We start from the raw sequence: 24,821 nt of genomic DNA, 5'->3' as shown, positions 1-24,821 counted from the left end.
GCCCCCCCCCCCCCCCCCCCCCCCCCCCCCCCCCCCCCCCCCCCCCCCCCCCCCCCCCCCCCCCCCCCCCCGCCCCGGCCCCCCCCCCCCCCCCCCCCCCCCCCCCCCCCCCCCCGCGGCTCGCACGGTCTGAGGGCAAATCAGCAGTACCCGTACTGGTGCCGGTTCGACGGCGGCCGCTCACACCGTTGCGCGCAGGAACACCTGGTTGGTTGTGCTCGAACGTATTTCGACCGATTGGATCTTGTCCGCCGGGGCCGAGGTGATGCCGTCCGCGGTCACCGTCTGGCCGGGATGAGCCGACCACTGCGCCACCATCGACTGCGTGCCGTCGGTGTGCACCACCCACAGCGCGCCGTCCCAGGTGTAATCGGTATCCGACGGCGCGTAGTTGCACGACATGTTCACCCGCGTACCGGAATTCAGCTGTGTGAGAGTGAAGTTCGCGGTGATCGGAGACGGAATCACCTGATCCATCTGCCGCTCCGTGACCACCTGCTCGGCGGTGGGCGGATTGTTGTGCTGGGTGTGCGCGACGGTGATCGGGATGGTGATGGCGACCGCCGCCGCGGCGGCGGCCACCGCACCGGCCAGGGCGAGCCACGGACCGCTGCGGCTGCGCTTGCGCTCGCGCGCCGCTGCCAGCGAGGCGGGGGGCTGCTCCGGCTCGGTGCGCCGGTCTTCGGCGGGGGTTTCGCGGACCGCCGAAGTGCCCGCGTCGGGTGCGGTCGTGCCCGTCTCGGTGGCCGGGCCGCTGCCGTGCGCTTCGAAGGGCAGTATCCGGGCGCCGCTGGTGGTGGCTTCGCTCGCGCGCACCCGGTTCAGCAGGGCGTCGAACCCGGCGTCGCCGAAACTGCCGGCATGGTCTGCGGCGGCCCCGTCGTCGATCAGCGAGAGAGCGACGTCACCGGGAATGTGGCTGAGCAGTCCCGGCAAGCCCGACAGGTCCGTGATGGCGAGCCTGCATTCGGCGCATTCGGACAGATGCGCCTCGTATTCGAGCCGCTGGTCGGGAGCGAGGGCGCCGAGCACATACGGTGCATCCCAGGTCGCATAGTCGTCGTGTGACGCGGTGTGGGCCGATGTCATTTCGTCACCCCCATCTCCTGTAGGGCCGAACGCAACGCTCGCATCCCGTAGTGCATCCGGGATTTGACAGTGCCCTCGGGAATCGCCAATTCGTTCGCTATCTGGTGTGTCGACAGTCCGCGATAGTAGGCCCGCACGATCACCTCGCGGTGATCGGAGCTGAGCCGAGCCAGCGCGTCGGTGATCACCCAACTGTCCACTGCGCGTTCCGCCTCGTCCGGAGCCGCCTGTTCGGGCGGCGTGTCGGTGCCGTACTCGCGCCGATGCCGCGCACTGCGGAATTCGTCGACCGCGAGATGCCTGGCCACTGTGAACAACCACGCCCGCGCCGAGGCCGCCGACTGGTCGAGGACCTGCGGACGCTGCCAGGCCCGCAACAACGTCTCCTGCACGATGTCCTCGGCCCGTCCGGCATCGCCGACCAGGCTGTAGGTGTACCGCCACAGCGTCGGTGCGTGTTCGTCGTAGAGCACCCGCAACAAATGCGCCCGGGAGGGCGCCGCGTCGACGGGGGGGATCGCGGAGTCAGACATGGCTGCCGACCGGGCGTATCCGCCGCCTCGGTCGAGGCGAGCGTTGGGGGACCACACTCCGTGGATACGTAATCAATTGCGTTCTAGTTCGATGGGGTGTGTCGCCAGTAGCGACAGCGGCAGCGGCTGCCGGCGCGACACGTGCGCCCACAGATCGGTGCGTCCCGCCAACGGATCCGACGGCAACGCCGACAACACGATCCAGTCCCCGCGTTCCAGTTCGCCCTCCAGCTGACCGAAGGTCCATCCGGCATAGCCGGCGAAGATGCGGATGCCCTCGACCAGCGGTGCGATCGAATCGGGGTCGGAGTCCAGATCGAGCAGCGCCACGCGACCGTCCACGCGGCGCAGCCCGCGAATGCCATCGATCGAGGCACCGACGCGGACCGTGGTCAGACACAGTGCCGAATCGCGCTTCACCGGCCCGCCCACGTACAGCGTGCGGGGCCCGGCCGCGAGATCGGCCCAGCGTGGTAGCACGTCCTGCACCGCGGTTTCGCTCGGGCGGTTCAGGACGACACCGAGACTGCCCGCATCGTTGTGTTCGACGATGTAGATCACGGTGCGCCGGAAAGTGGGCTCGACCAGCTCCGTTGCCGAGACCAGCAAGGTGCCGGGCCGCACCGCCTGTTCCTCGTACCGGGATTCACGTCTCGGGCGGTCGCCGTGTTCCTCTGCGCGTGCCACGCTAGTCATCATCGCACCGTCGCGGGGCGCGCGCTGTGTTTAGTGGTGCGTGATTCGCGGTTCGGTTCCGAAGCGCCCACCCCGATGTGCCCGCCGGCTACTGCGGCAGGCCGAATCGTTCCCGCGCCCATTGCGGCACCGTCGCCAGATAGCGCGGCCGGGATTCGACGAAGTGGTGCACCATCGCGCACAGCGGCAGGATGCCGTAGCCCTGTTCCACGGTCCGGTCGAGCGCACCCTGCACCAGCAGACGGCCGTAGCCCTGGCCCTCGAACTGCGGATAGATCTCGGTGTGCACGAAGGCGCGCTCGGAGGCGGTGTCCTGATAGGCGGCCACCCCGGCGTGCTGTCCGTCGACATACAGTTCGAATCGGTCGAGCTGTGAGTTGTCTCGAATCTCGATGTTCTGCTGCGCACCCTGCGTCATTCGCTGAGCCTAGAGCGTGTCGATCGCCGACGGTGCGCGGCTACGCCGACATCCTTCCCCGTGTCGGACGTGGTTCGAGTTGTCGCACCCGGCGCGGCTGGCGACAATGCAGGGGCTCGAGTGGTCGGATGCTCGATGCGGCGACGGCCGTCGACCGGCCGGACGGGGAGGCGGCGCGGATGGGACGACGGGGACTACCTGTGGCGGCGCGATCGGCCACCGTTGCGGTACTGACGGCGGTGCTCGCCGCGCTGGCGCCGGCGACCGCGCATGCCGAGCCGGATTTCGGGACGTGCCCGGCCGGCTCCGTCGGCGACGGGCGGCCGACGCGCTGCGCGTCCATCTCGGTGCCGAGGGACTACGCCGCACCGGACGGTTCGCGAATCGAGGTGACCGTCAGCCGAATTCGCGCGAGCGGGCAGCGCTACGGCACTCTCTTCGCCAATCCGGGCGGGCCCGGTGCGGACGCCCTCGACTACTGGGGCGTCCGGCTGGCCCAACTGCCGAAGGAACTGGTCGAGCACTACGACCTGGTGGCCGTACAGCCGCGCGGACTGCGCTGGTCGACCCCGCTGACCTGCGGGGCCGAGATCGCGCAGGACGGTGACCACGAGCGCGAATCACTGCGGAAGGCATGTGACGCCGCCCAGCCCGGCTACCTGCGGACCATCACCACCGAGACCACGGCCCGCGATATGGATGCGGTGCGCGCGGCGCTGGGGCTGGAGCGCATCGACTTCCTCGGCATCTCCTACGGGACCTATCTGGGCGCGGTCTACGCGGCGCTGTTCCCGCAGCATGTCGACCGGATGGTGCTGGACTCGAATGTCGACCCGCAGTGGGTGTGGACCGAACAGTTCGCACAGCAGCAGCTCGCGGGGAAACAGCGGCTCGACGACCTGTTCGGCTGGATCGCCCAGCACGACAATGTCTATCACCTGGGCGATTCGGCGCTGCGGGTGTACGAGACCTGGGTGCGGCTGGTGTCGGCACAGGGCGGCGGCTGGTACGCCAACCTGACCCCGCCCCCGGTGTCGGCGGCCGACCTGCCGCGCGAGCTGCCCGCACCGCTGCCGGCCGTGGCACGCGCGGGCGTGAACGCCGGCGCCGAGGAAATGGGCAAGGCCCAGAATCTGGTGCGCGCGTTGACCTCCGGCGGCATGTCGGCCCAGGTGCCGTTGGTATCGGCGACCACCGTGGCCGCCTACGCCCGCGGCTTCTGGCCGAGTCTGGCGCAGGCGATGGCCGAGGCGAATGCGCAACCCGGCGATCTGCGGCGGATGCGCGCGATCGCGGGCGTGGCGAGCACCGACCCGACCGGCCAGGCGGTGTTCTCCGCGATCACCTGCAACGAGAACGCGGTGCCGGCCCGGTGGGACGCCATCGGTTCGGCGGCCGCCATCGTCGCTTCCGGCGGCAACGCCCTCGACGCCCGCGCCGATCTGGTACGCAGCGGATTGGCCTGCGCCGACTGGGATCCGGTGACAAGGCCGACGCCGATCGCCGACCACGGCCTGGCCACCGCGCCGCTGATACTGCAGAGTCGCAACGACGCGGTGACCGCGTATCCCGGCGGTCCCGCGATGGCGGCGGCCCTGCACGGACATCTGATCAGCGTCGACGGTGGCGACCACGGCACCTTCGGTCGCGGTAACGCTCCGCTCGACGACGCCGTGATCCGGTACCTGCGTACCGGCGAGGTGAACATCGATCACGTGGATCAGGCGCCCATGCCGTGACGCCACGGTCACCGGTGTGGCGGCCGGGGCGTCGGCCCCCGGCTGAGCGGCGCAGTACGGTGACCGGAGTTCGATCTCGCCGGAGGAATGGGGTTGCGATGGCGCGGCGGGTAGTGGTGGCGCCGGACAAGTTCAAAGGGTCACTGGCGGCGCCGGGGGTGGCCGCGGCGCTCGCGGCCGGAATCGCGCGCGTGGCGCCGGACGCCGAGGTTCAGCAGGTGCCGGTGGCCGATGGCGGCGACGGCACCGTCGACGCCTTCGTCGCCGCCGGGTGGGAGCGGGTACCGGTCGACACCGTCGGGCCGACGGGTGCGCCGCATTCGGCGAGCTACGCGGTGCGCGGGAATACGGCCGTGGTCGAATTGGCCGCAGCGGTCGGATTGGTCGAATTGCCCAGCGGCCGAACCGATCCGATGGGTGCGGGCACGTACGGGCTCGGGGTGCTGATCCGCCACGCCCTGGACCACGGCATTCGGGAGGTCGTGCTCGGACTGGGCGGCAGCGCGTCCACCGATGGCGGCGCGGGCATGCTGCAAGCGCTCGGGCTGCACATCCTCGACGAGGACGGCGTCGAAATCGGTTCGGGGGCAGCGGAACTGGCGCGCGCACGACGCCTCGACCACTCCGATCTGCACCCGGCCGTCCGGGATGCGGCCTTCGTACTCGCCGGGGACGTCGACAACCCGCTGCTCGGACCGGACGGCGCGGCAGCGGTTTTCGCGCCTCAGAAGGGTGCTTCCCCGCGGCAATGCGCCGAACTCGAAGCGATCCTGGCGCATTGGGCGCATCTGGTCGACGCGAGCGGTCGCGCGTTCGGGACGGGGGAGGGGCATCAGCCCGGCGCCGGCCTGGCCGGGCATCCCGGGGCGGGCGCCGCGGGGGGTACCGGATTCGGGGCCATGGCGGTGCTCGGGGCGCGGCAGCGGTCCGGGATCGAGGTGATTCTCGAGCTGATCGATTTCGCCGGTCGGGTCCGGGACGCGGAGTTGGTGGTCACCGGCGAGGGGGCGATGGACGAGCAGACGTTGCGCGGGAAGGCGCCCGCCGGAGTCGCTGCGGCCGCCGCGGGTGTGCCGGTGGTCGCCGTCGCCGGACGCTGCGCGCTGAGCCCGGAGCGACTGCGCGCCGCGGGCTTCGCCCGCTGCTATCCGCTGAGCGACCTCGAATCCGATCCGGTTCGCTCGATCGCCGAGGCCGCCCGACTGCTCGAAGAAGTCGGTGCCCGGATAGCGCGCGACTACCTGGGCTGACCCGCCCTCATGCCGTCGCGGTGTCGAGCAGTCCGTCGCGGCGCCGTTCACCCCACTGCTCGAGCGGGCGCAGGGCCGCGGCCAAGTCGATCCCCGAGGGAGTGAGCGAATATTCCACGCGCGGAGGGATTTCGGGGAACACCTCCCGGCGGACCACGCCGTGGGATTCCAGATGGCGGAGATTCTCGGTGAGCACCTTCTCGCTCACCCCGGGCAGCAGGGCACGAATGCGGCCGAAACGCTGCGGGCCCTCGCCCAGCACCCACATCAGGTGCAGTTTCCACTTGCCGCCGACCACGTCGATGGCCACCGACATCCCACATACCGAGTGATCTGCATCACTGTCGTTCGCCATCTCGGCCTCCTGACCATTTTTCGAACTTCGAGGTAAGCAACCGCACGTCGACGTGCGTTATTGCCCCGGACGCGGATCCCGGTGACGATCGAATCCGGCGCCGATCGGAAGAACTTCGAAACACCAAGGAGTACACCATGTCCGAACGTTCCTCCGTCACGGTGATCGGGCTGGGCCCGATGGGCCGGGCGATCGTGCGCGTGCTGCTGGCCGCCGGCACCGAGGTGACGGTCTGGAATCGCAGCGCCGACAAAGCCGAGGCCATGGCGGAACTGGGCGCCCGGCGCGCCGAGTCGGTGGCCGACGCGCTCGAGCGCAACGAGGTGATCATCCTGAGCCTCACCGACTACGCCGCCATGTACGACGTCCTGGGCCGGGCTCCGGAACGGTTGCGGGACAGGGTGATCGTGAATCTGTCCTCCGATTCGCCGGAGCGCACCCGCGCGGGCGCCCGATGGGTGCGCTCGCACGGGGCGCGGTTCCTGTCCGGCGGGTTCATGTCGGCCGGCGACAACATCACCCATCCGGCGTCCTACATCTTCTACAGCGGTCCACGCGAGGTCTTCGACGCCCATGCCGACCTGCTGCGCCCACTCAGCGCACCGGAGTACCTCGGCGCCGACGACGGGCTGGCGCAGTTGTTCTACCAGGCTCTGCTCACGCTGTTCCATCCCTGGCTGATCGGCTACAACCAGGCCCTGGCCGTCGTCGAACGCGCCGGGCACGACATCGACCGCTTCCTGCCCTTCGCGCAACGCTCCGCCGAGGCGTTCTCCTTCTTCATGGCCGAATACGCCACCGCCGCGAAGTCCGGCGGCTGGGGTGACGACGCGGCCGCCCGGATGATGGTGGCGGGTGCGGCCCATGTCGTCGAGACCAGCGCGGAGGTGGGGGTGGACGCCACGCTGTCGCATACCGTGCGGGAGCTGTGGGAGAAGGTGGTCGCCGCCGGCGCCGGACTGCCGATGTACCGGCTACTGCGCGACGGAGCCTGAGCGAAAGTCAACGGGTGCAGAGGAATTCGATCGCCGCCGCGTAGCCCCGGATCCCCATCCCGGCGATCACCGCGGTGGCGATCGGCGAAATGTAGGAATGGTGCCGGAATTCCTCGCGTGCGTGCACATTCGAGATGTGTACCTCCACGATCGGCACCTCGGGAATCACCAGGGCGTCGCGCAGGGCGACCGAGGTGTGGGTCAGGCCGCCGGGATTGATCACGATCCCGGCTTCCACCCCGCGCGCGGCGTGGATCCGATCGATCAACGCCCCTTCGGAATTGGATTGATAGGCGGTGATCTCGCGATCGAAGCGGGCGGCGGTCTCCCGGCACAGCTCGACCACGTCGTCGAGGGTGTCCGAGCCGTAGACCTCGGGCTGGCGGGTGCCGAGCATATTCAGATTCGGGCCGTTGAGCACGAGAATCGGTGCCATGACCGGTACCCTAGCCCGGTCACAGGCCGCGCGGCCCCTCGGCTCGCAGGTCGTCCACCTTGCGCATCGCCGACCGCAGTTCCGCCAACCACTCCTCGGCGTGCTTACCGGCCAATTTCACCGTCCAGGCGAGCGCATCGGCGCGGGAGCGGGCGACCCCGGCGTCGACGAGCGTGTCGAGCACCTTGCGTTCGGGCTGGCGCAGCCGCGTCATCACCGGCACCGAGAGATGGGTGAACAGGGTGCGTTCCCCGTTGACCGAGACGCCCCAGGCCACATTGCGGCCGTAGCGCGCCTGAGCCTCCTGGGCGATCTGCATGCGTGCCGGCCGGGTCGATTCGCGGAAGCGCGCGATCAGGCCGTCCACCGTCGCGGGAGACGGTTCGGATCCGGCTTCCTCGTCCTCGCTCGATTCGGGTGCCGGCAGCGCCAGTTCACCGATCACCACAATCTCGTCGCGGTCGATTTCGATGGTCGCCGGACCGCTGAACCACTCGCTCGGCAACCTTCCGGCGAACCAGTCCGGAGCGTCGGCGGCGTCCGGAAGATCCGCTTGTTGCCAGCCCCCCGGCCGCCCGAATCCACGTCCGTGTCCGTGTCTCATGATGTTTCCTCACTGCGGAAGTTCCTGTGTAACTGTGATTACAAGATTACTCCGCATAAATGCACCCCGGGTTTCGCTGTCGGAGGAAAGGGGAAGCTTCCGAACACGTCCGCCGATTTCGCCGACCGGCTGCAACGGATGTCGGTGATCGGGCACTATTGTGGTCGCTGAGCATGGAAGATGCGGTCGGTGCCTAGGTGGGACCGCGGGCAACTCCTTCGGGTACCGTTGGTCTTGTTGCTGGAGTGACAAGAGTGAAGAGTGGGCGACATGGATGTGTGGGGATCCCGCCGCTTTCGCGTTCGGGGCGCAGTGGCACTGGCCGCAATTGCTGCCGTAGCGATCGTGATGGGGTCGTGCGATTTTCACAGCACGCCGAGTGGACCCGAAGCGGTCGTCGAGCATTTCACCCAGCTAATGGACGATCGCGATGCCGCCGGCGCCGCCGCACTGACCTCGTACCCCTCCGGTGCCGAGAGCACTCTGAAGTCGATGTTCGACGGACTCCAGCCCGGTAAGCCCGATTACAAGCTGGTTCAGTTCATCAGCCTCGACGGCGATTCGGCGATGTTCAACCTGAAGGCCGCCTGGAACTTCGGGCCGGGTAAGGACTGGAGCTACGACCTGCAGGGCAATATCCGCAAGCTGGCTATCGGCTGGCGGATCTCCTGGGACCCCACCGTCGTCATGCCGCAACTGGATTACAAGCGGTCGGTGAAGCTCGTCCGCACCGAGGCGACGCCGGCTCCGAAGGTCAACGACAACGACGGCCGGCCGTTGCTGACCCAGCAGACCATCAACGTCATCAAGGTGGATCCCACCAAGACGGGTGATCCGGTCGGCACCACCAATGCCCTGGCCGATGCCATCGCGCCGGTCGCGCCGCTGATCACCGGTGCCTCGCTGATGCAGCAGCTGGCAGGCGCGCAGGGCAAGCCGATCACCGCGGTGAGCCTGCGCGAGGACGATTTCGCGATTCTCGAGCCTCGGATGGCCTCGATTCCGGGCGTGGTGATGGAGAAGCAGCCGAGGCTGATCGTCGCCGACCGCCGGGTGTGGTCGCCCATGACCGATGCGCTGCAGAAGGTGTGGCAGGAGAACCGGGATCAGCACGCCGGCTGGGGTGTGCAGCTGTTCGAGCCCGACGGCCGGATGGTCACCCAACTGGCCGGATATCAGGGTCCGCCGGGGCCGGACATCGCCTCCACGATGGACCAGAAGTTGCAGCGTGCGGCCGAGGACGCGGTGGTCAGTGTCGGTACGGCGGCCTCGATCGTGGCGATACAGCCCTCCACGGGTGCCGTGGTCGCGGCGGCCCAGAACAACTACGCCAGCGCCCAGGGCGCGCCCGCATTCACCGCCACCTATCCGGTCGGCGGTGCGATGGACCTGTTCAAGGCGGTCGCCTCGATCGTGAAGAAGAAGGCGCCGCAGGACGTTTCGGTGCAGGATGCGGCCGAGGCGGCGGCCATGCTGGGCGTCGGCATCGGGTTCAAGGTGCCCGGACTCGACGAGACCACGGGCCGGCTGCCGATCGGTGGTCGCGGCGTCGAGCAGGTCAAACAGGGCACCAACGATCCGATTCTGGCCAGCCCGTTCGGGATGGCGATCGCAGCGGCCACGATCGCGCGCGGATCGGTGGCTCCGCCGATGATCGAGATCGGCCGGCCCGGCACCACCGAGGCCAAGCTGGAACCGCTGCCCGGCGATGTGGTCGACAAGCTGCGCGGCATGCTGCGCGACGCGACCGGAAGCCCGCAGGAGGTGACGGTCGCCCGCTATGCCGGGGTCACCGCCTTCACCGCGAATGCCGGCTCGGACGGATGGCTGCTCGCCAATGCCGGTGACCTGGCCTTCGCCATCCACATCGACGATATCGACAGCGGCGATGCCACCTCCCGGATGGCCGCGCGGATGCTGCAGTCGCTGGCCACGCCGGACGACAACAAGTAGCGGTCGCGGGCGTCAGTTCACGGATGCGCCGGTGACTCGAATGCGCCGGGCGGCGAGGATCCACACCGCGCGCCAGCCCAGCAGGAAGACCGCGAGAACGGTCGCCGCGACGATGACGAAGCTGACCGCGGTGCCCTGACCGCTGATCACTCGCAGCACCATGCCGCCGATCAGCGTCGACAACCACACCACCACGCCGGTCGGCCACACCGCCGATCCGTCGAATCGTGCGAGCGCGTCGGACAGTCGCCCGCGGCCGGCGATCGCCGGAGCAATCACCCAGCCGATCAGCAGACCGGCGCCGAACGGCCAGACCGTGCGCAGCAGACCCGCCGCCACCGCCTCGTCGTGGCTGCGCCGGCCGATCGCGCAGAACACGATCACCAGCACGACATCGATCAGCAGCGGCAGCCATTTCCTCACGGTCGCCAGGGTAGTGACAGCGGTGCGGCAGCCGGATTCCGGGACCGCTCAGGGCTGCGGTTCGCCGTCGGGTTCGGCCGGTCCGGGCGAATCGCCCTCGCGAAGGGGCCGGTTCGCGCCGCTGTCGGCGCGGCGGGGTTCGGCGAGCAGGGCCGAGCGCTGTTCGAATTCCTGCTCGAACTGCGCATCGCCGAGCTGCGGATTGCGGAAGCGGAAGACGAAGACGATCCAGCCGATGATCGCGACGAGAATGAAACTCACCATGCGGTAGACGAAGGCGGCGGCCACCGCCTGCGCCGCCGGCAGTCCCGCGGCGGCGGTGAGGCTGTAGATCAGGGTGGCATCGACGTAGACGATGCCACCGGGTGCGAACGGAATGGTGCCGACCGCCTTGCCCACACTGAAGGCGATCAGCAGGCCCGCCCAGCGCGGATCGGCGCCGACCGCGTAGCAGGCCGCACCCAGGCAGGCCACATCGCCGAGCCGATGCACGACCGCCCAGAACGCGACCCACGCGGCATCCCGCCGGTGCACATCCACCGATTCCAGCTGTCGCAGCACCTCGTCGACGTGCGCCAGCCCGGCATCGGCCGGATGTCGCCGGATCCGGTTGACCAGCCGCACCCCGCGGCGCACCAGCGCCTGCAGCGCACCGGGGTTACCGGATATGTATTTGCCCGCCCACACCAGCAGCGCTACCGCGCCCAGCGTGAGGACCAGCTTCCACGGACCGATGCGATTGCCGACCAGCAGCGCGCCGCCCACGCCGAGCAGCAGCATGCCGCTCGTCGCGACCACGCCCGACATCAGCAGCTGCCAGGACGCGACGATCGGGCTCGCACCCCAGCGGCGGGTCTGGCGATAGGTGAAGGCGGTGGAGAACACCTGGCCGGCGGGCAGCGACACCGACATCGCGGTGGCTCCGTAGACGACCGATACCGAGGCGCGCTGCGAGACGTCGACCCCGCCCGCGCGCAGCAGGCGTTTCTGGATGCGGCCGAATCCACTCATCGACAACGCCTGCATCCAGACGCACAGGGCGACCCAGCCCCAATGGATCTCCGTGAGGTTGCGCCAGGAATCGTGCAGGCGCGGCCACAGGTATACGCCCTCGGCGATCAGCAACGCCGACAGGGCAACGCCGAGGGCCCATTTCAACCAGCGGAACCTGCGCCGCGCGGGCCGCGCCGGTTCGCCGCCGGGTTCAGCGTGGGCCGTCACGACGCCCAGCCTAGTGGGGTCGGGCCCGAAGGCGGCAGTGGCTCATCCGAGAGCCTTCGGCCACGCGAGCCGGGTCTTGCGGCGGCGACCGCGCAATTGCACCTCGTCGCCGGAGATCCACTGCTTCTGTTCGTCGTCGTCGGCGAAGTACAGGGCGCTGCCCGAGGCCAGGACGCGGCCCGGATGTTCCTTCGCCAATTCCGTGAGGCGCGAGGCCTCGTTCACCGGATCGCCGATCACCGTGTACTCGAAGCGATTCGCGGCGCCGATGTTTCCGGCGACGGCGAGGCCGGCCGAGACACCGATGCCGATATCCAGGCCCTGCACCTCGCGCAGCGCCTCGCGCAGATCGCGGGCCGCGGCCAGCGCGGCGGTCGGCGCGTCCGGACGGTCCAGTGGCGCACCGAAGATCGCCAGCGCCGCATCGCCGACGAACTTGTTGATCAGGCCGTTGTGCCGGTCGACCACATCGACCACCACCCGGAAGAATTCGTTGAGCAGGCTGACCACCTCCGTGGGCGGCCGCTCGGCGGCGGTGGCGGTGGAGCCGACCATATCCACGAACAACACGGCCACGAACCGGGTTTCACCACCCAGTTCGGTGCCGTACTCGAGCGCGCGGCGGGCCACTTCCTCGCCGACGTGCTGGCCGAACAGTTCCTGCAGTTCGCGGCGCTGCGCGGCCTCTTCCATCATGCGGTTGAAACCGACCTGCAGCAGGCCGATCTCACTGCCGTCGAACACCTCGACCTGGACATCGCGCGCACCTCCCTGCACCCGGTTGATCGCCCGGGAGAGCTGCCGCACCGGGTCGGAGATGCTCGACGCGGTGAGCATCGACAGCGCCAGCGCCTGCATGATCACCACACCGCACAGCAGCAGAATCGAGATGGCCAGCGACTGCGCCGAGAAATGCACCTGCGACGTGATCTGGGTGACGCACAGCAGCACGATCGCGATGGTCGGCGCGAATGTGCCCATGCCCCACGTCATCGCCATGCGCGTGCCGACACCGGGGGTGAGCGTGTGATCGAAGGTGCCGGTGGTCAGTGCGTGCGCGGCCACCGGGCGCAAGATTCGTTCACCCAGCATGTAGGTGAAGCCGAACACGATGGTGGCGGCCATACATTCGGTGACGATCACCGCACCCGCGAGCTCGGGTGTTTCCACGATGATCCGCGCGGCCAGCACCGCACCGCCCACCAGCCACAACAGCAGGTGGAGGATGGACTGCCGCAGCGGCGCGTGCAGGGCCGCCATCTGTTCCTGGCGACTGGGCGGACCGCCGCGCATCTGCCAGCGCATCACCGGTCGCAGCATCAACGCCGAGGCGGTGACGCTCAGGAATCCGCCGATCGCGAAGACCAGCGCCGGAAGCAGCAGGCCGGCGCGCCGCAATCCGTTCGGCGTGCCCTCGGGCGCGGGCAGCCCGTACTGGATGAACGCGTAGACCAGGACCGCACCGAAGGCATTGGCCGCCAGCATCGATGCGAGGTACAGCGGCCAGCGCGTTCGCATGGTCTGTTTGACCGCTTCCAGAGGCGCTGACACGATGACCAATCTAGCGGGGCGCGTCGTAGGTCACCGGATTCGGGCGGAGCGGACACGTGCCGGTTGCGTCCCCGGCCGATAGGCTCGCGGCGTGAGTGGGGACAGCAAGACCTCCGGGAATCCGGCCGAGCCTGCCCCGGCGGGCGTCGCATCGGCGGCTTCGAGCCGAAGCGCACCCGATCGCGGGCGCGAGCGCAGCGCGGCCGACTCGGTGCATCCACTGGTGCGTCAGGGCGCCGAATGGTGCTGGCGATTGTTGATCATCCTGGTGGCGGTGCTGGCGGTCGCCTACCTGGCGCACAAGCTGACCACGGTCGTCATTCCGGTCGCGATCGCCCTGCTCGCGGCGGCGCTGCTCTCGCCGCTGGTGGATCTGCTGCAACGCCTCGGAATGCCGCGCGGCATCGGCGTATTCGTGGCCCTGGTCGGATCGCTGGGCTTGCTGGCGGGGATCTTCACCTTCGTGATCGAGCAGTTCATCACCGGTGTGCCGCAGTTGACCGACGAATTCAAGACCAGCATCCACACCGTGCAGGACTGGCTGATCAACGGTCCGCTGCATCTGAGCAACGACCAGATCCGCAACGGCGGCAATACGATCATCAAAACCCTGGAGGCCAATCAGGATTCGCTGACCAGCGGCGCCCTGACCACCGCCGCGGCGATCGGCGAATTCTTGACCGGCGCCTTCCTGACGCTGTTCATCCTGATTTTCTTCCTCTACGGCGGCGACCAGATCTGGAACTTCGTGACCCGGATCGTGCCCACCCCGCAACGTGAACGGGTGCGCACCGCCGGGCGGCTCGGCTTCGGCACGCTGATCGGATTCGTGCGCGCCACCGTCGTGGTGGCGGCCGTCGACGCCATCGGCATCGGCGCCGGGCTGGCGATTCTCAGTGTGCCGCTGGCCCTTCCGCTGGCATCGCTGGTGTTCATCGGCGCCTTCGTCCCGATCGTCGGCTCCCTGCTCGCGGGTTTCATCGCGGTCTTCCTGGCCTTGATGACGAAGGGTTTCGTCACCGCGCTGATCGTGCTCGGCATCACGGTGGCGGTGATGCAGCTGGAAGGCCATGTGCTGCAACCGTTGTTGCTGGGCCGCGCGGTGCGCATCCATCCGCTGGCGGTGGTGCTGGCGATCACGGCGGGGGTGGTGCTGGCCGGTATCGCGGGCGGTCTGCTGGCGGTGCCGTTCGTCGCGGTGATGAACACCGCGATCCGTTCGTTGCTGGTCGGCAGCCCGGAAGAGCTGTATCAGGAACTCAATACCGGGGAACCGGGGGAGCCGATGTTCCACGCCGATGCCGACCGGCCCGAGCCGGATCGCTACCGCCGGGCCGAATCGCGGTCCGATGCGGACGGCGGTGATGCGGACGGCGGTGATGCGGACGAGGGCTGAGTCCGCGGGCGTCACGCCGCCCGCCGCCTCGACCGCGCCGGGACCGACGGCCGCGACCGCGCCGCTGTGGCGGGCGGCGCAGGTGTTTCGCCTGGTCACAATGCTCTACGCGGTGGGCCAGCAGGTCGCCTCGGTGTCGTCGTACGAGCGGCAGCCGCTGAGTTGGGTGCTGATCGGGATGCTGGTGCTCTGGTCGGTCGTCTCGGCGCTGTGGTTGTCGCGCTGGTCGGTCACCGGGTGGGAGCGGCGAGCGGTGGTGATCGGTGACCTGGCGGTCGCCGTCGGGCTGATGGCGGCGACTCGGCTGGTCGCCGACTACCCCTGGTACCACGGGCATCAGACCCTGCCGACCACGCTGTGGGTGGCGAATGCGGTGATGTCGGCGGCGATCGAATGGGGTGCGCTCGGCGGCGTGCTCGCAGGGCTCGCGATTTCGGTGGTGAGCATCGTGGTGCGGGAACAGTGGGAGTTGGATCTGTGGTCGGATGCGACCGCGCCCGTGCTGGTTTCGGTCGGGCTGGCCATCGGGTTGGCGGCCGCGACGGCGCGACGCGCGCAGGGGCACCTCGAGCAGGCGATGCGGTTGTCCGCCGCCACCGCCGAACGCGAACGGCTCGCCCGCGAAGTACACGACGGGGTGCTGCAGGTCCTCGCGTACATCAGTCGGCGCGGCAGTGAAATCGGTGGACGCACGGCCGAATTGGCGGATCGTGCCCGCGAACAGGAAGTCGCGCTCCGGGTGCTGATCTCCGAACAAGGCAGGGACGGTTCGGGTCTCGACGCCCGCGCGGACCTGCGTGCGCTGCTGAGAGCCTTCGCCGCGCCGTCGATCGCGGTCTCCGCGCCCGGTGAGCCGGTGACGATCGGGGCACGGACCGCCCGGGAGATCGCCGCCGCCGTCGGTGCCGCGCTGTCCAATACCGCGCTGCACGCCGGCGCCGAGGCGAAAGCCTTTGTGCTGCTGGAGGATATGGGCGATGCGGTGGTGGTCAGTGTGCGCGACGACGGGCCGGGGATCGCGCAGGGCCGGCTGCCGGCCGCGGCCGCCGAGGGGCGGATGGGTGTCTCGCATTCGATCGTCGGGCGGATCGAGGCGCTGGGCGGCACCGCCGAACTGCTCGACACCGCCGACGGCACCGAATGGGAATTCCGGATTCCACGTGACGGGGAGCAACGATGAGGACATCGGAAGACGTCGCGGCAGAAGATGTTTCGGTGATGGTGGTCGACGACCATCCGATGTGGCGCGACGGCGTGTCCCGCGATCTCACCGAAGCCGGTTTCCGGGTGGTGGCGACGGCGGACGGCGCGGGCACGGCCGCGCGCCGGGCCGCCGCGGTCCGACCTGACGTCGTCCTGATGGATATGCAACTGCCCGACGGCAGCGGAGCCCAGGCCACCGCGGAAGTGCTCCGCGTCTCGCCGCGCAGCCGAGTACTGGTGCTCTCGGCCTCGGACGAACGCGGTGATGTGCTGGAAGCCGTCAAGGCCGGGGCGAGCGGCTATCTGGTCAAGAGCGCGTCGGCGGCCGAGTTGATCGACGCGGTGCGGGCGACGGCCGCGGGCCAGGCGGTGTTCACGCCAGGCCTGGCCGGTGTGGTGCTCGGCGAATTCCGTCGCATCGCCGGGGCTGGGGCCGATAGGAGCGCCGAGCAGCCCGTCCTCACCGACCGCGAAACCGAGGTGTTGCGGCTGGTGGCGAAGGGTTTGTCGGCGAAACAGATCGCGACCAGGCTGAGCGTCAGCCATCGCACGGTGGAGAACCACGTGCAGGCGACGCTGCGCAAACTGCAGCTCGGCAACCGGGTCGAACTCACCCGGTATGCCATCGAACAGGGCCTCGAGTAGGGGCCGGATCAGGGATTGCCCTGATGTGCTGCGGCCGCGGCGTCGGTAGCCTCGTGAACATGGGTGGTGAGACCGTTTCCGCCCCGGGGTCCGCGGGAACCGGGGGAGCCGTAGGCGACCGTGACCTGCGAGTATCGGATGCCGAACGCGAACATGTCGGGACCCTGCTACAGCGCGCGGTCGGGCTGGGCATGTTGTCGCTGGGCGAGTTCAGCGAGCGGATGGATACCGCGCTGGCGGCCAAGACGCGCGGCGAACTCAACGCCGTCCTGATCGACCTGCCCGGGATTCGCCTTGCGGGACAACCGAATCCCGCCCAGCCGACCGCCTCGCCCGGACCGGCTCAGACGTGGCGGTGGGGTGCCCCCGCCGGACGCACCGAGGCCGAAACCGCGATTCGTCCGCGCCTGTCCGGCGTCACCCGCAAGGGGCCGTGGCAGGTGCCGCCCTCGCTGTACGTCAACAGCTATCTGTCGGGCGTCACCCTGGATTTCACCCAGGCCGTCATGTCGACCCAGGTGGTCGAGATCCGGGTCGACGATTTCTGCAGCTCGCTGACCATGATCCTGCCCGGCGAGGCGACCGTCGACCTGAATGGCGTGGAGCTGATCGGTTCCAGCGCCAACAACAAAGTGCGCACCGGGCCGCCGATCGGACCGCTGCACATCATCGTGCACGGGCGCAGCCGGTTCAGCTCGATCACCGCGAAGCATCCGTTCGGCGTGCAGTGGAAGAAGCTGATGTCGGGGTTCTGATCGCTATTCGACGACCTCGCCGAGTCCGATCATGTTTCCCTCGCTGTCGCGAAACCACGCACCCCGTTCCGCGCGTCCCTTGCTGGGGTAGTTCCCCTCGATCTCCATGATCCCGCCGACGGTGCCCGAGTACTCCTCGAAGACCACGCCGCGCTCTCGCAGGGCGGCCACGGTGCTCTCGATATCGTCGACGTAGAACCCCAGTTGGGTGAAGGAACCATCGGACGCACCGGCCGACGCGAACAGGCAGAAGACCCCTGACGCCCCCTCGTAGCGCAGCCCGCCCGGGCGCTCCTCCACGGGTTCCAGACCGAGTTTCTCGGCGTACCAACGCCTCGCCCGTTCCAGATCCTGCGTGGGGACGCGTGCCTCGATCCGCGCGGTGTTCAGCATGGGGGCATCGTAGAGCCGCGAGCTGCGGGCGCGGGCCGGTACGAAGCCACCGGCCCGCGCAGTCGATCAGTCGCGGTTCTGGCGGCGCAGCAGTTCGTTGACGCTCACCGTGCGGCCGCTGGTGCGATGCTTACCCTCGTCGTCGGGATCGGCCGGTTCCGGCTCGGGGCGACGACGGGACGAGCGCAGGTCGGCCATCCACTGTTCGATGTTGTTGCGGTTGTCGTCACCCGGTGCGTCGGGGTGGTCGGCCGGGTTTCCGGACGCATCGGATTCGGTTGCGGCCGTGGAATTCCCGGGCTCGGGCGCCGTCGGACCACCGGCTTCACCGGTGCCCATCGAGCCCGGACCGTGCGGCGAGCCGAGGTCGCCTCGTGGCCCCGAAGCCGGTGCGTTGTGGCCGCCGGCCGGTGGCCGGTGGCCCGGATTCGCCGGCCCGTGCAGCTCCTGGGTCGCATCGGTGTCCTTCGGCTCCCGGGGCATGGCGGGAGACACACTGCCGGGCCCGGATTCCGTTGTCCGCGTAGGCGAATGCCGCATGCCATCGGGCGGGATGCGCCGCGGCGGCTGCACGGCCGGCGGGCGGCCTTCGGGGGCTACTCGCTGCGAGCGACCGGGCCCCTCGGGAGCGGCCGGAGGTCCGCTGTGGCCGGGCCGACCGGCGTCCGGCGCCGGCCCGGCGCCCTGGGCGGGAGCCTGTCCAGGGTGGTACGGCGGGGCGTCCGGACGATAGAGCTGGGCGCGGACCGACGGATGCGGCGGCACCTTCGCCGGTTTCGGCGGCAGCACCCGCGGCGTGGTGCCGACCGGAGCGGTCGGCGGCACGGAATCGGTGGCGTCGGGAGCGGTGTCCGGCGCGGGCACCGTCCGGGGCGGCATACCGGGGCGGACGACCTGCGGCGGCCGCACCACGCCACGGTTCGGGGCGGTATCCGAACCGGGCAGCGAGACCGAGGGCGGTGCCGAAGGCGCTTGCGGCGCTTGGGGTTCGGGAGTGCCCGACGGGGCCTGTCCCGGATTCGGCGAGGTGCGCCCCGGCATCGGGGCCGCGCCGAGCACGCCGGGAGTGCTGCCGGCATCGGCCGAGCGGGCCGGTTGCGGCGTTCCCGCGCCCCGGACCGGCTCCTCCGCGGCGGAGGAACCGCCGATGACACCGGATTCGCCGATGACACCGGGACCGCCTGGGGTCCGAGGCGGCTGCGGGCGGCCGGAGGGAGGCAGCACGCGGGAGGATCGGATGCCGGGCGTTTGCGGCGGGGTTGTCGGGCGCCCGGCCTCCGGGCCGGACGGCGTGCGGACCGGGGCGGCGTCGGCAGAGGCCGAGGCGGCGGGCCGTGCCTGATTCCCGGTGCCGTCCGAGGCATCGGCATCACTGTCGCCGGACGAGGCATTGCCCGAATCGGCCGACGGCGCATCTGCGCCGGAGTCCGACCGGCGGCGGCCGAAACGCTTGCGCTTCGGGGACTTTTCCGACTTTTCGGCCTCAACCGGCTTCTCGTCCTTAACCGGCTTCCCCGACGCCGACGAATCGGCTTCCGCGGCCGCCGGGGGAGCAACGGCTTTCGCCCGCGATTCCGTCGACTCTCCGGCGCCCGCCTTGGACCGCGCGGTCCGCGACGCCGACGACTCGGAGCCCTCGGACCGAGACGCCTCGGGGCTCTTGGCGCGAGTCGCGCGCGTGGACGTGCCGGCCGTGGCCGGATCGATGCGATCCAACTGCTCGGTCGGCGCCTCCGGGTCGACCCGCAGGAACTTCAACCGCCGCGGCTTGCGCGGGCCCTTCGGCGTCCCGTCGGGCAGCTGCGGCAGCTGCATGGTCACCGGATCGGTGACCGGCGTCGTCTTGACCAGGTCGACGACCTCGCCGGTGCCGGGACGCTCGTCGTCGAGGATGGGTTCGCCCAGGCCGATGCGCTGCTGAATGCGCTTCATCCAGGTCGGGGCCCACCAGCAGTCGTCACCCAGCAGTTTCATGGTCGCGGGAACGAGCAGCATGCGCAGCACGGTGGCGTCGATGAACAGCGCGGCCATCATGCCGTAGGCGATGTACTGCATCATCACCAGATCGGAGAAGGCGAACGCGCCGACCACCACGAGCAGGATCAGTGCCGCGGCGGTGATGATGCGACCGGTCTGCGCGGTTCCGGAGCGCACCGACTCGGTGGTACTCGCGCCTTGGGCGCGCGCCTCCACCATGCGGGAGAGCAGGAACACCTCGTAGTCGGTGGACAGGCCGTAGATCACCGCCATGATCAACACCAGTACCGGCGACATGATCGGCTGCGGCGTGAAATTGAGCAGTCCGGCGCCGTGGCCGTCGACGAAGATCCAGGTCAGAATGCCGAGCGTGGAGCCGAGGCCCAGCGCGCTCATCAACGCCGCCTTGATCGGCAGCACCAGCGAGCCGAAGGTCAGGAACATCAGCAGCGTGGTCACGAAGACGACCAGCACGATCATCAGCGGCATGCGATCCAGCAGCGAATCGATACTGTCCTGCATCAGGACCGGCTGGCCGCCGACCATCAGATCCACATCGTCGGGCACGCTGATCGAGCGCAGATAGGCGATCGTGTCCTCGACGTTCGCGTCCGGCGCCATCGTCGCCTCGGACACCCAGACATCGGAGCCGTTCGGCGGAATGCCCGGCGTGCCGAACGGATCGGTGAGTCCGGGTGCGCCACTGGCCTCGTCCAGGATGGCCTTGATCTCGCCGGTGTTCTGCGTGGTGATGACCAGCTGGATCGGGTCGGTCTGGCGCAGCGGGAAGATCTCGTCGAACTTCTCCTGCGCCATGCGGGTCGGATTGTCCGGCGGCAGATAGGTTTCGCTGATACCGCCGAACTTCAGGTTCTTCACCGGGATGATCAGCAGCAGCAGGATGATGCACAGCGGCACCGCCACCTTCAGCGGATGCTTCATCACCCACTGCGTGGTGCGGCCCCAGAAACCGTTCTCGACCTCTTCGGCGGTCTTGGTCTTGCGGAACCGCTTGAATCCCAGCGCGTCGACGCGCGGTCCGAGGATCGACAGCAGCGCGGGCAGGATGGTGAGCGAGGCCAGCGCGGCCAGCAGCACGGTCGCGATGGTGCCGTAGGCGACCGATTTCAGGAAGCCCTGCGGGAACAGCAGCATGCCGGCGCTGGCGGCGATGATCATGGTCGCCGAGAAGGTGACCGTACGCCCGGCGGTCATCACTGATCGCCGTACGGCCTGGCGGGTGGTGTAGCCCTCGGCCAGCTCCTCGCGGAACCGGCTGACTATGAACAAGCCGTAGTCGATCGCCAAGCCCAGGCCGATCATCGACACCACGGCCCCGACGAACGAATTCACCTCGGTGACATGGGTGATCGCCATGACGATGCCGTTGGCGCCCAGGACGGTGAGACCGCCGATGATCAGCGGCAGGGCCGCGGCGACGATACCGCCGAAGATGAAGAACAGCAGGATCGCGACGGCCGGAATGGCCAGCATCTCCATGCGCTTCTGGTCGGAGGCGATGGTGTCGTTCAGCTCTCCCGCGACCGGCTGCATGCCCGCCAGCTGGACATCCACGCCGGGGATGTAGAAGGCGTTCTTGACCGCGCGGTAGTTGTTCATCGTGGTCGTGTCGTCGTCACCCTTGATGGCGACCGAGGCGAACGCGTACTTCTTGTCCTTACTACCGGTAGCCGAGGCGCTCCAGTCGCCGGTCTCGGTCTTCCAGTAGGCGACGTTGACCTTGTTGATCTGGTCCGGATGGTCCCTGGGCAGGCTGTTGAGATTGTCGGTGATCTTCCGCCCGAACTCCGGATCGTCGATGGTCTTACCGTCGGGCGCGGTGTAGAGCACGATCACATCGGACATGTGATCGCGGCCGTAGACCTGGTCCTTGAGCACCGCGGCCTGCGAGGACTCCGCACCGGGGTCGAACCAGCCGCTGGAGCTCAGATGGTTTTCCAGACCGAACCCGTACGCCCCCAGGGCGAGAAGCGCGGCCACCGCTACACCCAGCACGGTGTAGCGGAACCTGTGGACCAGCTCGCCCCAGCGGGTGAACACTAAGCGACTCCTTGAGCGGGGCGGGAGGTGAGCAGTGCGGACAGCGGCCGGAAGGGCTGCAGCCAGGCTCCCTCGTCGGGCAGCGAGTCGAGGCTGACCCGGGGCAGCGGTTCACGGAACACACCCGGGATGTCCTCGAGGTCGACGAAATCGAGGATATCGGACGTGACAGCCCAACTCGCGTGCTCGCGGAATCCGAGCACCTGGACCGGAACCCCGGTGGCCGCGACCTCCTCGAGCGGTTCGCGGAAGGCCTGACCGTCCGCGGAGGCCACCATGATCCCCGCGAGACCGGCTCCGCTGCGGCGTAACTGGATATGTGCCAGCATGTCGCTGTCGACGTCGGAATCCTCGTCGATCTTCGGTTTGGCGAAGACCGCGTAACCGACGTTGCGCAGCGCCTCGACCCACGGACGCACCACATCGGCGGTCCCGGGGGCGATATTGGTGAAGACGGTGGCCTCGGGTTCGATGCGCTGTGTACTGCCGGCGGACAACTCGGCGGTACGCGCCAGCAGCCAGCGGCCGAGTGCGTCGAAGCGCGGCCGGTAGGCCGCGGTGGGACGGCCGCCGAGGATGGCGCCCAGGCCCATATCGAGGTTCGGTGCGTCCCACACCAGCAGCACCCGTCGCACCCCGGCGGGCTCGGCGACCGGCGTCGCGGGGGCCGCCGCGCCGGCGACGACGTCCGATTCGTCGCCGCGCACTGTTCCGGCAACCTCGTCGGCCGGCTGGGCCATCTCCCTGAGACTCATATCTAGATCTTCCCCCAAATGAACTCGGTGATGGCGCTTCCGGCTCGATGCGCCTTGCTCTCGAACTTCGTCACCGGGCGTTCGAGGCCGATCACCGTATCGGTTCCGGGGTGTTCCGCGTCGCCGCCGGTGGCCTCGTTCAGGCCTACGAGCTGCGGTTCTCCCGCGCCCACCTCGGCGATATGTTCGGCGTAGCCCGCGTGGTCGGTGGCTACGTGCACAATGCCGCCACGCTGCAGCCGGCTGGCGATCAGGGTCATCGTCGCGGGCTGCAGCAGCCGGCGCTTGTGGTGGCGAGCCTTCGGCCAGGGATCCGGGAAGAACACGCGCACGCCCGCTAGCGAATCCTTGGCAATCATGTGCTCGAGGACGTCGACGGCATCGCCGCGCAGCAGCCGGATGTTCTCGATGCCTTCCCGCTCGATCCGCTGTACCAGCTGGGCGAGACCCGGCTTGTATACCTCGATGCCGATCAGGTCGAACTGCGGCTCGGCCTTGGCCATCGCCGCGGTCGCGGTCCCCGTGCCACAGCCGATCTCGATGATCAGCGGGGCGGTCCGGCCGAACCAGGCGGCGGCGTCGAGCGGCTCGTCGCTCACCTCGCGGCCGATGCGCGGCCACATCCGCTCCCAGGATTGCTGTTGGGTCGCGGTCAACGCGCCACGACGCGAGCGGAAGCTGGTTACCCGCGGGTAGAGGCGGGAGGGCTCACGCTCGGGGGAGGGGCCGTCATGGTTACGCAAGCTGCCGCCTCCGGCCCCGTCGCTACCAGCTGCATCTTCGCGCTGTTCGCGGGGGCCTGCGTGGTTACGCAAGCTGCCGCCTCCGGCCCCGTCGCTACCAGCGGTGTCGTTCGCGGCGTCGTTCACGGCGTCCATTGTCCAGTATTCGATGATCAGGGCCGCAATCGACCGCGTCGAGGAGGGAAATCCCGGGTCAGAAGTGTTGCCGCGGTGGCGCGGAGCCCGGCGTCAGGCGGCGAGCGGCTGCGTCTGCGGCAGTTCCGGTTCGCTCTGCCTGCCCAGCGGCAGGCCCAGGATCATCCGGCCCGCGGTGCCGGCCAGCTCGAACAGCCCGCGCCAGCGCGACGGGGACGCCATCACCGACCAGACGGTCCGGGTCTCGGTGTCGGCGTCGGCGACCGGGCGGCCGGCGATGCGGTCGGCCAGCCAGTCCAGGCTCAGCGGCGTGGCCAGCGGTAACAACGTGAAGTGGTCGCTCAGCCGATCGCGCAGGTAGCCGACGGTGGCACCGCCCGCGCGGTAGCGCTCGACCTGCGCATCGATACACGAGACGTCGATGATGCGATCGTGCAGCGGCTGGATCACCAGGATCGGGCAGTGCGGGGTGTGCTTGCCGAGCCGCATATCGTCGAACATGTCGCACATCGCGGGGGTGCTCAGTACCTCTTCCAGTGGGTGATCGAGGTGTTTGCTGACGTCGTGGCCGGCGAGCCGAGCGAGCGCGACGATCGGTGGCAGCTGAGCCGCCCGTTCCAGCAGGCGCTCCCCGGAGCTGGTGATGTGCTTGTCGAGCACCTCCTCGAGCGCCGGATACACCTGGCGTAGCGCCGAGATCACGATGGCGGGGAAACCGGCGTACCGGCCACCGTTCAGCCGGATGAACACCTCACCCGGATCGCCGACCGGCGCGCCCAGTACCGCACCGGCGATGGTGAGCTCGGGCGCATAGGTGGGAGCCATCTCGACCAGCCAGGAGCCGGCCATCCCGCCCCCGGAGTAGCCCCAGACCACCACGGGGGTGTCGGTACCGAGCCCCAGCGGACGGAAGTGCATCGCGGCGCGGATGCCGTCGAGCGAGCGGTAGCCCGGTTCCCGGGGCGCGCCGAAACGGCCGTCCGGTCCCTCGTGATCGGCGATGCTCACCGCCCAGCCGCGGCGCAGTGCGTTGGCGACGAGCAGCAGTTCGAGCTGGGTGATCGAGCCCGGGACGACGGCGCCGCGGCGGAGTGCATAGGAGGGAGCGCATCGCTCGGTGACGGCGTCGATCGCCGATTCGAAGGCCAGCAACGGGCGGCGTTCGGCCGGATCGGCATCGGCGGGCAGCAGCACCGTGGTCACGGCGACCTCGGCGTCACCGTGCAGGTCGTTGCTGCGATACAGCAGCTGCCACGCCGTCACGCGCTGCGGAATGAGTCCCAGCAGCGCGATCTGCACGGGCCGGCTGCGCAGAACGGTTCCGGGTGCGTGCGCGGCCGCGTCGGCGGGTGCGCGATAGAAGGGGTCCTGCGACGGCGGCAGCGGCCGTTCGTTCTTCGTCGCGACGGCGGCGCCGTCGTTACCGATGACGTCGACGTTGACGCTCATCGCAACCTCCTTCGGATCCACGGGGCCGGCGCACGGGCGCACGGCC

Annotated in this window: 23 protein-coding genes; 8 read left to right on the top strand and 15 right to left on the bottom strand. The window is 69.2% G+C overall.

What is annotated here, in order from left to right:
- Window positions 1-180: 180 nt before the first annotated feature.
- From A5789_RS38355 to A5789_RS10200, 4 genes are all read right to left on the bottom strand, one after another.
- Window positions 181-1,089 carry a zf-HC2 domain-containing protein gene (locus A5789_RS38355; RefSeq protein WP_064906178.1) on the bottom strand — a complete coding sequence of 303 codons (909 nt, stop codon included), beginning with the start codon at window positions 1,087-1,089 and terminating at the stop codon, window positions 181-183.
- Window positions 1,086-1,622 (bottom strand): sigma-70 family RNA polymerase sigma factor, encoded by a 537-nt coding sequence (locus A5789_RS10210; protein ID WP_064906180.1) that lies wholly within the window; start codon window positions 1,620-1,622, stop codon window positions 1,086-1,088. Before A5789_RS10210 ends, A5789_RS38355 begins: the two co-directional genes overlap by 4 nt.
- 72 nt (window positions 1,623-1,694) lie before the next feature.
- Window positions 1,695-2,318 (bottom strand): YqgE/AlgH family protein, encoded by a 624-nt coding sequence (locus A5789_RS10205; RefSeq protein ID WP_082940603.1) that lies wholly within the window; start codon window positions 2,316-2,318, stop codon window positions 1,695-1,697.
- Between the two features lie 88 nt (window positions 2,319-2,406).
- A complete protein-coding gene (locus tag A5789_RS10200) occupies window positions 2,407-2,736 on the bottom strand; it encodes a GNAT family N-acetyltransferase (protein WP_063011488.1) in 330 nt (109 codons plus the stop codon).
- 128 nt (window positions 2,737-2,864) lie between these two features.
- Here A5789_RS10200 and A5789_RS10195 point away from each other — a divergent pair, with 128 nt between their 5' ends.
- Window positions 2,865-4,475, top strand: a complete 1,611-nt coding sequence (locus tag A5789_RS10195; protein ID WP_227462680.1) for an alpha/beta hydrolase — start codon at window positions 2,865-2,867, stop codon at window positions 4,473-4,475.
- 98 nt (window positions 4,476-4,573) lie between these two features.
- A complete protein-coding gene (locus A5789_RS10190) occupies window positions 4,574-5,725 on the top strand; it encodes a glycerate kinase (protein WP_064906182.1) in 1,152 nt (383 codons plus the stop codon).
- A 7-nt stretch (window positions 5,726-5,732) separates the two neighbouring features.
- On the opposite strand, the gene A5789_RS10185 is transcribed toward A5789_RS10190, so the two are convergent.
- A complete protein-coding gene (locus tag A5789_RS10185) occupies window positions 5,733-6,080 on the bottom strand; it encodes a helix-turn-helix domain-containing protein (RefSeq protein ID WP_030514208.1) in 348 nt (115 codons plus the stop codon).
- A 92-nt stretch (window positions 6,081-6,172) separates the two neighbouring features.
- On the opposite strand from A5789_RS10185, the gene A5789_RS10180 reads away from it, so the two are divergent.
- Window positions 6,173-7,075: an NAD(P)-dependent oxidoreductase gene (locus tag A5789_RS10180; protein WP_227462682.1), complete on the top strand. Its 903-nt coding sequence runs from the start codon at window positions 6,173-6,175 to the stop codon at window positions 7,073-7,075.
- Window positions 7,076-7,082: 7 nt separating this feature from the next.
- Here A5789_RS10180 and aroQ read toward each other — a convergent pair whose 3' ends face one another.
- Complete coding sequence (gene aroQ / locus A5789_RS10175) at window positions 7,083-7,511, bottom strand: type II 3-dehydroquinate dehydratase (RefSeq protein WP_062966518.1); 429 nt, start codon at window positions 7,509-7,511, stop codon at window positions 7,083-7,085.
- Between the two features lie 19 nt (window positions 7,512-7,530).
- The gene (locus tag A5789_RS10170) at window positions 7,531-8,115 is read right to left on the bottom strand and encodes a hypothetical protein (protein WP_030514211.1); all 585 of its coding nucleotides are present in this window, start codon (window positions 8,113-8,115) and stop codon (window positions 7,531-7,533) included.
- A 270-nt stretch (window positions 8,116-8,385) separates the two neighbouring features.
- Between A5789_RS10170 and A5789_RS10165 the strand changes: the two genes are divergently transcribed.
- Window positions 8,386-10,068, top strand: a complete 1,683-nt coding sequence (locus A5789_RS10165) for an NTF2-like N-terminal transpeptidase domain-containing protein (RefSeq protein ID WP_064906218.1) — start codon at window positions 8,386-8,388, stop codon at window positions 10,066-10,068.
- A gap of 12 nt (window positions 10,069-10,080) precedes the next feature.
- Here the strand turns inward: A5789_RS10165 and A5789_RS10160 are convergent, their stop codons facing one another.
- From A5789_RS10160 to A5789_RS10150, 3 genes are read right to left on the bottom strand one after another with little or no spacing between them, the layout of a single operon-like run.
- Entirely contained in the window at window positions 10,081-10,491 is a 411-nt protein-coding gene (locus A5789_RS10160) for a DUF3054 domain-containing protein (RefSeq protein WP_064906186.1), read from the bottom strand.
- Window positions 10,492-10,539: 48 nt separating this feature from the next.
- On the bottom strand, window positions 10,540-11,712 hold the full coding sequence (locus A5789_RS10155) for a YbhN family protein (protein ID WP_063031093.1): 1,173 nt from the start codon (window positions 11,710-11,712) through the stop codon (window positions 10,540-10,542).
- A gap of 42 nt (window positions 11,713-11,754) precedes the next feature.
- Window positions 11,755-13,230, bottom strand: coding sequence for an adenylate/guanylate cyclase domain-containing protein (locus A5789_RS10150; RefSeq protein WP_063011568.1), 1,476 nt, complete (start codon window positions 13,228-13,230; stop codon window positions 11,755-11,757).
- Between the two features lie 244 nt (window positions 13,231-13,474).
- Between A5789_RS10150 and A5789_RS10145 the strand changes: the two genes are divergently transcribed.
- The 4 genes from A5789_RS10145 to A5789_RS10130 are packed head-to-tail and all read left to right on the top strand — an operon-like array spanning window position 13,475 to window position 17,262.
- Complete coding sequence (locus tag A5789_RS10145; RefSeq protein ID WP_063011564.1) at window positions 13,475-14,659, top strand: AI-2E family transporter; 1,185 nt, start codon at window positions 13,475-13,477, stop codon at window positions 14,657-14,659.
- On the top strand, window positions 14,643-15,839 hold the full coding sequence (gene macS / locus A5789_RS10140) for a MacS family sensor histidine kinase (protein WP_155525534.1): 1,197 nt from the start codon (window positions 14,643-14,645) through the stop codon (window positions 15,837-15,839). The genes A5789_RS10145 and macS overlap by 17 nt, the downstream gene beginning before the upstream one ends.
- A complete protein-coding gene (locus A5789_RS10135; protein ID WP_082856785.1) occupies window positions 15,836-16,507 on the top strand; it encodes a response regulator transcription factor in 672 nt (223 codons plus the stop codon). Before macS ends, A5789_RS10135 begins: the two co-directional genes overlap by 4 nt.
- 59 nt (window positions 16,508-16,566) lie before the next feature.
- Window positions 16,567-17,262, top strand: coding sequence for a DUF1707 domain-containing protein (locus tag A5789_RS10130; protein WP_051755533.1), 696 nt, complete (start codon window positions 16,567-16,569; stop codon window positions 17,260-17,262).
- Window positions 17,263-17,265: 3 nt separating this feature from the next.
- Here the strand turns inward: A5789_RS10130 and A5789_RS10125 are convergent, their stop codons facing one another.
- The 5 genes from A5789_RS10125 to A5789_RS10105 all read right to left on the bottom strand — a co-directional run bounded on the left by A5789_RS10125 (window position 17,266) and on the right by A5789_RS10105 (window position 24,775).
- A complete protein-coding gene (locus A5789_RS10125; protein WP_064906188.1) occupies window positions 17,266-17,655 on the bottom strand; it encodes a VOC family protein in 390 nt (129 codons plus the stop codon).
- A gap of 66 nt (window positions 17,656-17,721) precedes the next feature.
- Window positions 17,722-21,693: an MMPL family transporter gene (locus A5789_RS38490; RefSeq protein ID WP_082940602.1), complete on the bottom strand. Its 3,972-nt coding sequence runs from the start codon at window positions 21,691-21,693 to the stop codon at window positions 17,722-17,724.
- Window positions 21,693-22,448, bottom strand: coding sequence for an NYN domain-containing protein (locus A5789_RS10115; RefSeq protein ID WP_064906191.1), 756 nt, complete (start codon window positions 22,446-22,448; stop codon window positions 21,693-21,695). The genes A5789_RS38490 and A5789_RS10115 overlap by 1 nt, the downstream gene beginning before the upstream one ends.
- 2 nt (window positions 22,449-22,450) lie before the next feature.
- Window positions 22,451-23,263 carry a tRNA (guanosine(46)-N7)-methyltransferase TrmB gene (gene trmB / locus A5789_RS10110; RefSeq protein ID WP_369817573.1) on the bottom strand — a complete coding sequence of 271 codons (813 nt, stop codon included), beginning with the start codon at window positions 23,261-23,263 and terminating at the stop codon, window positions 22,451-22,453.
- A 156-nt stretch (window positions 23,264-23,419) separates the two neighbouring features.
- Complete coding sequence (locus A5789_RS10105) at window positions 23,420-24,775, bottom strand: lipase family protein (protein WP_064906225.1); 1,356 nt, start codon at window positions 24,773-24,775, stop codon at window positions 23,420-23,422.
- Window positions 24,776-24,821 lie beyond the last annotated feature (46 nt).

Origin of the sequence: Nocardia sp. 852002-51101_SCH5132738 (assembly GCF_001665695.1) — a bacterium.
Classification (GTDB): Bacteria; Actinomycetota; Actinomycetes; order Mycobacteriales; family Mycobacteriaceae; genus Nocardia; species Nocardia nova.
The sequence above is the reverse complement of the archived record's forward strand: the minus strand, read 5'-3'. Positions and strand labels throughout refer to the sequence as shown.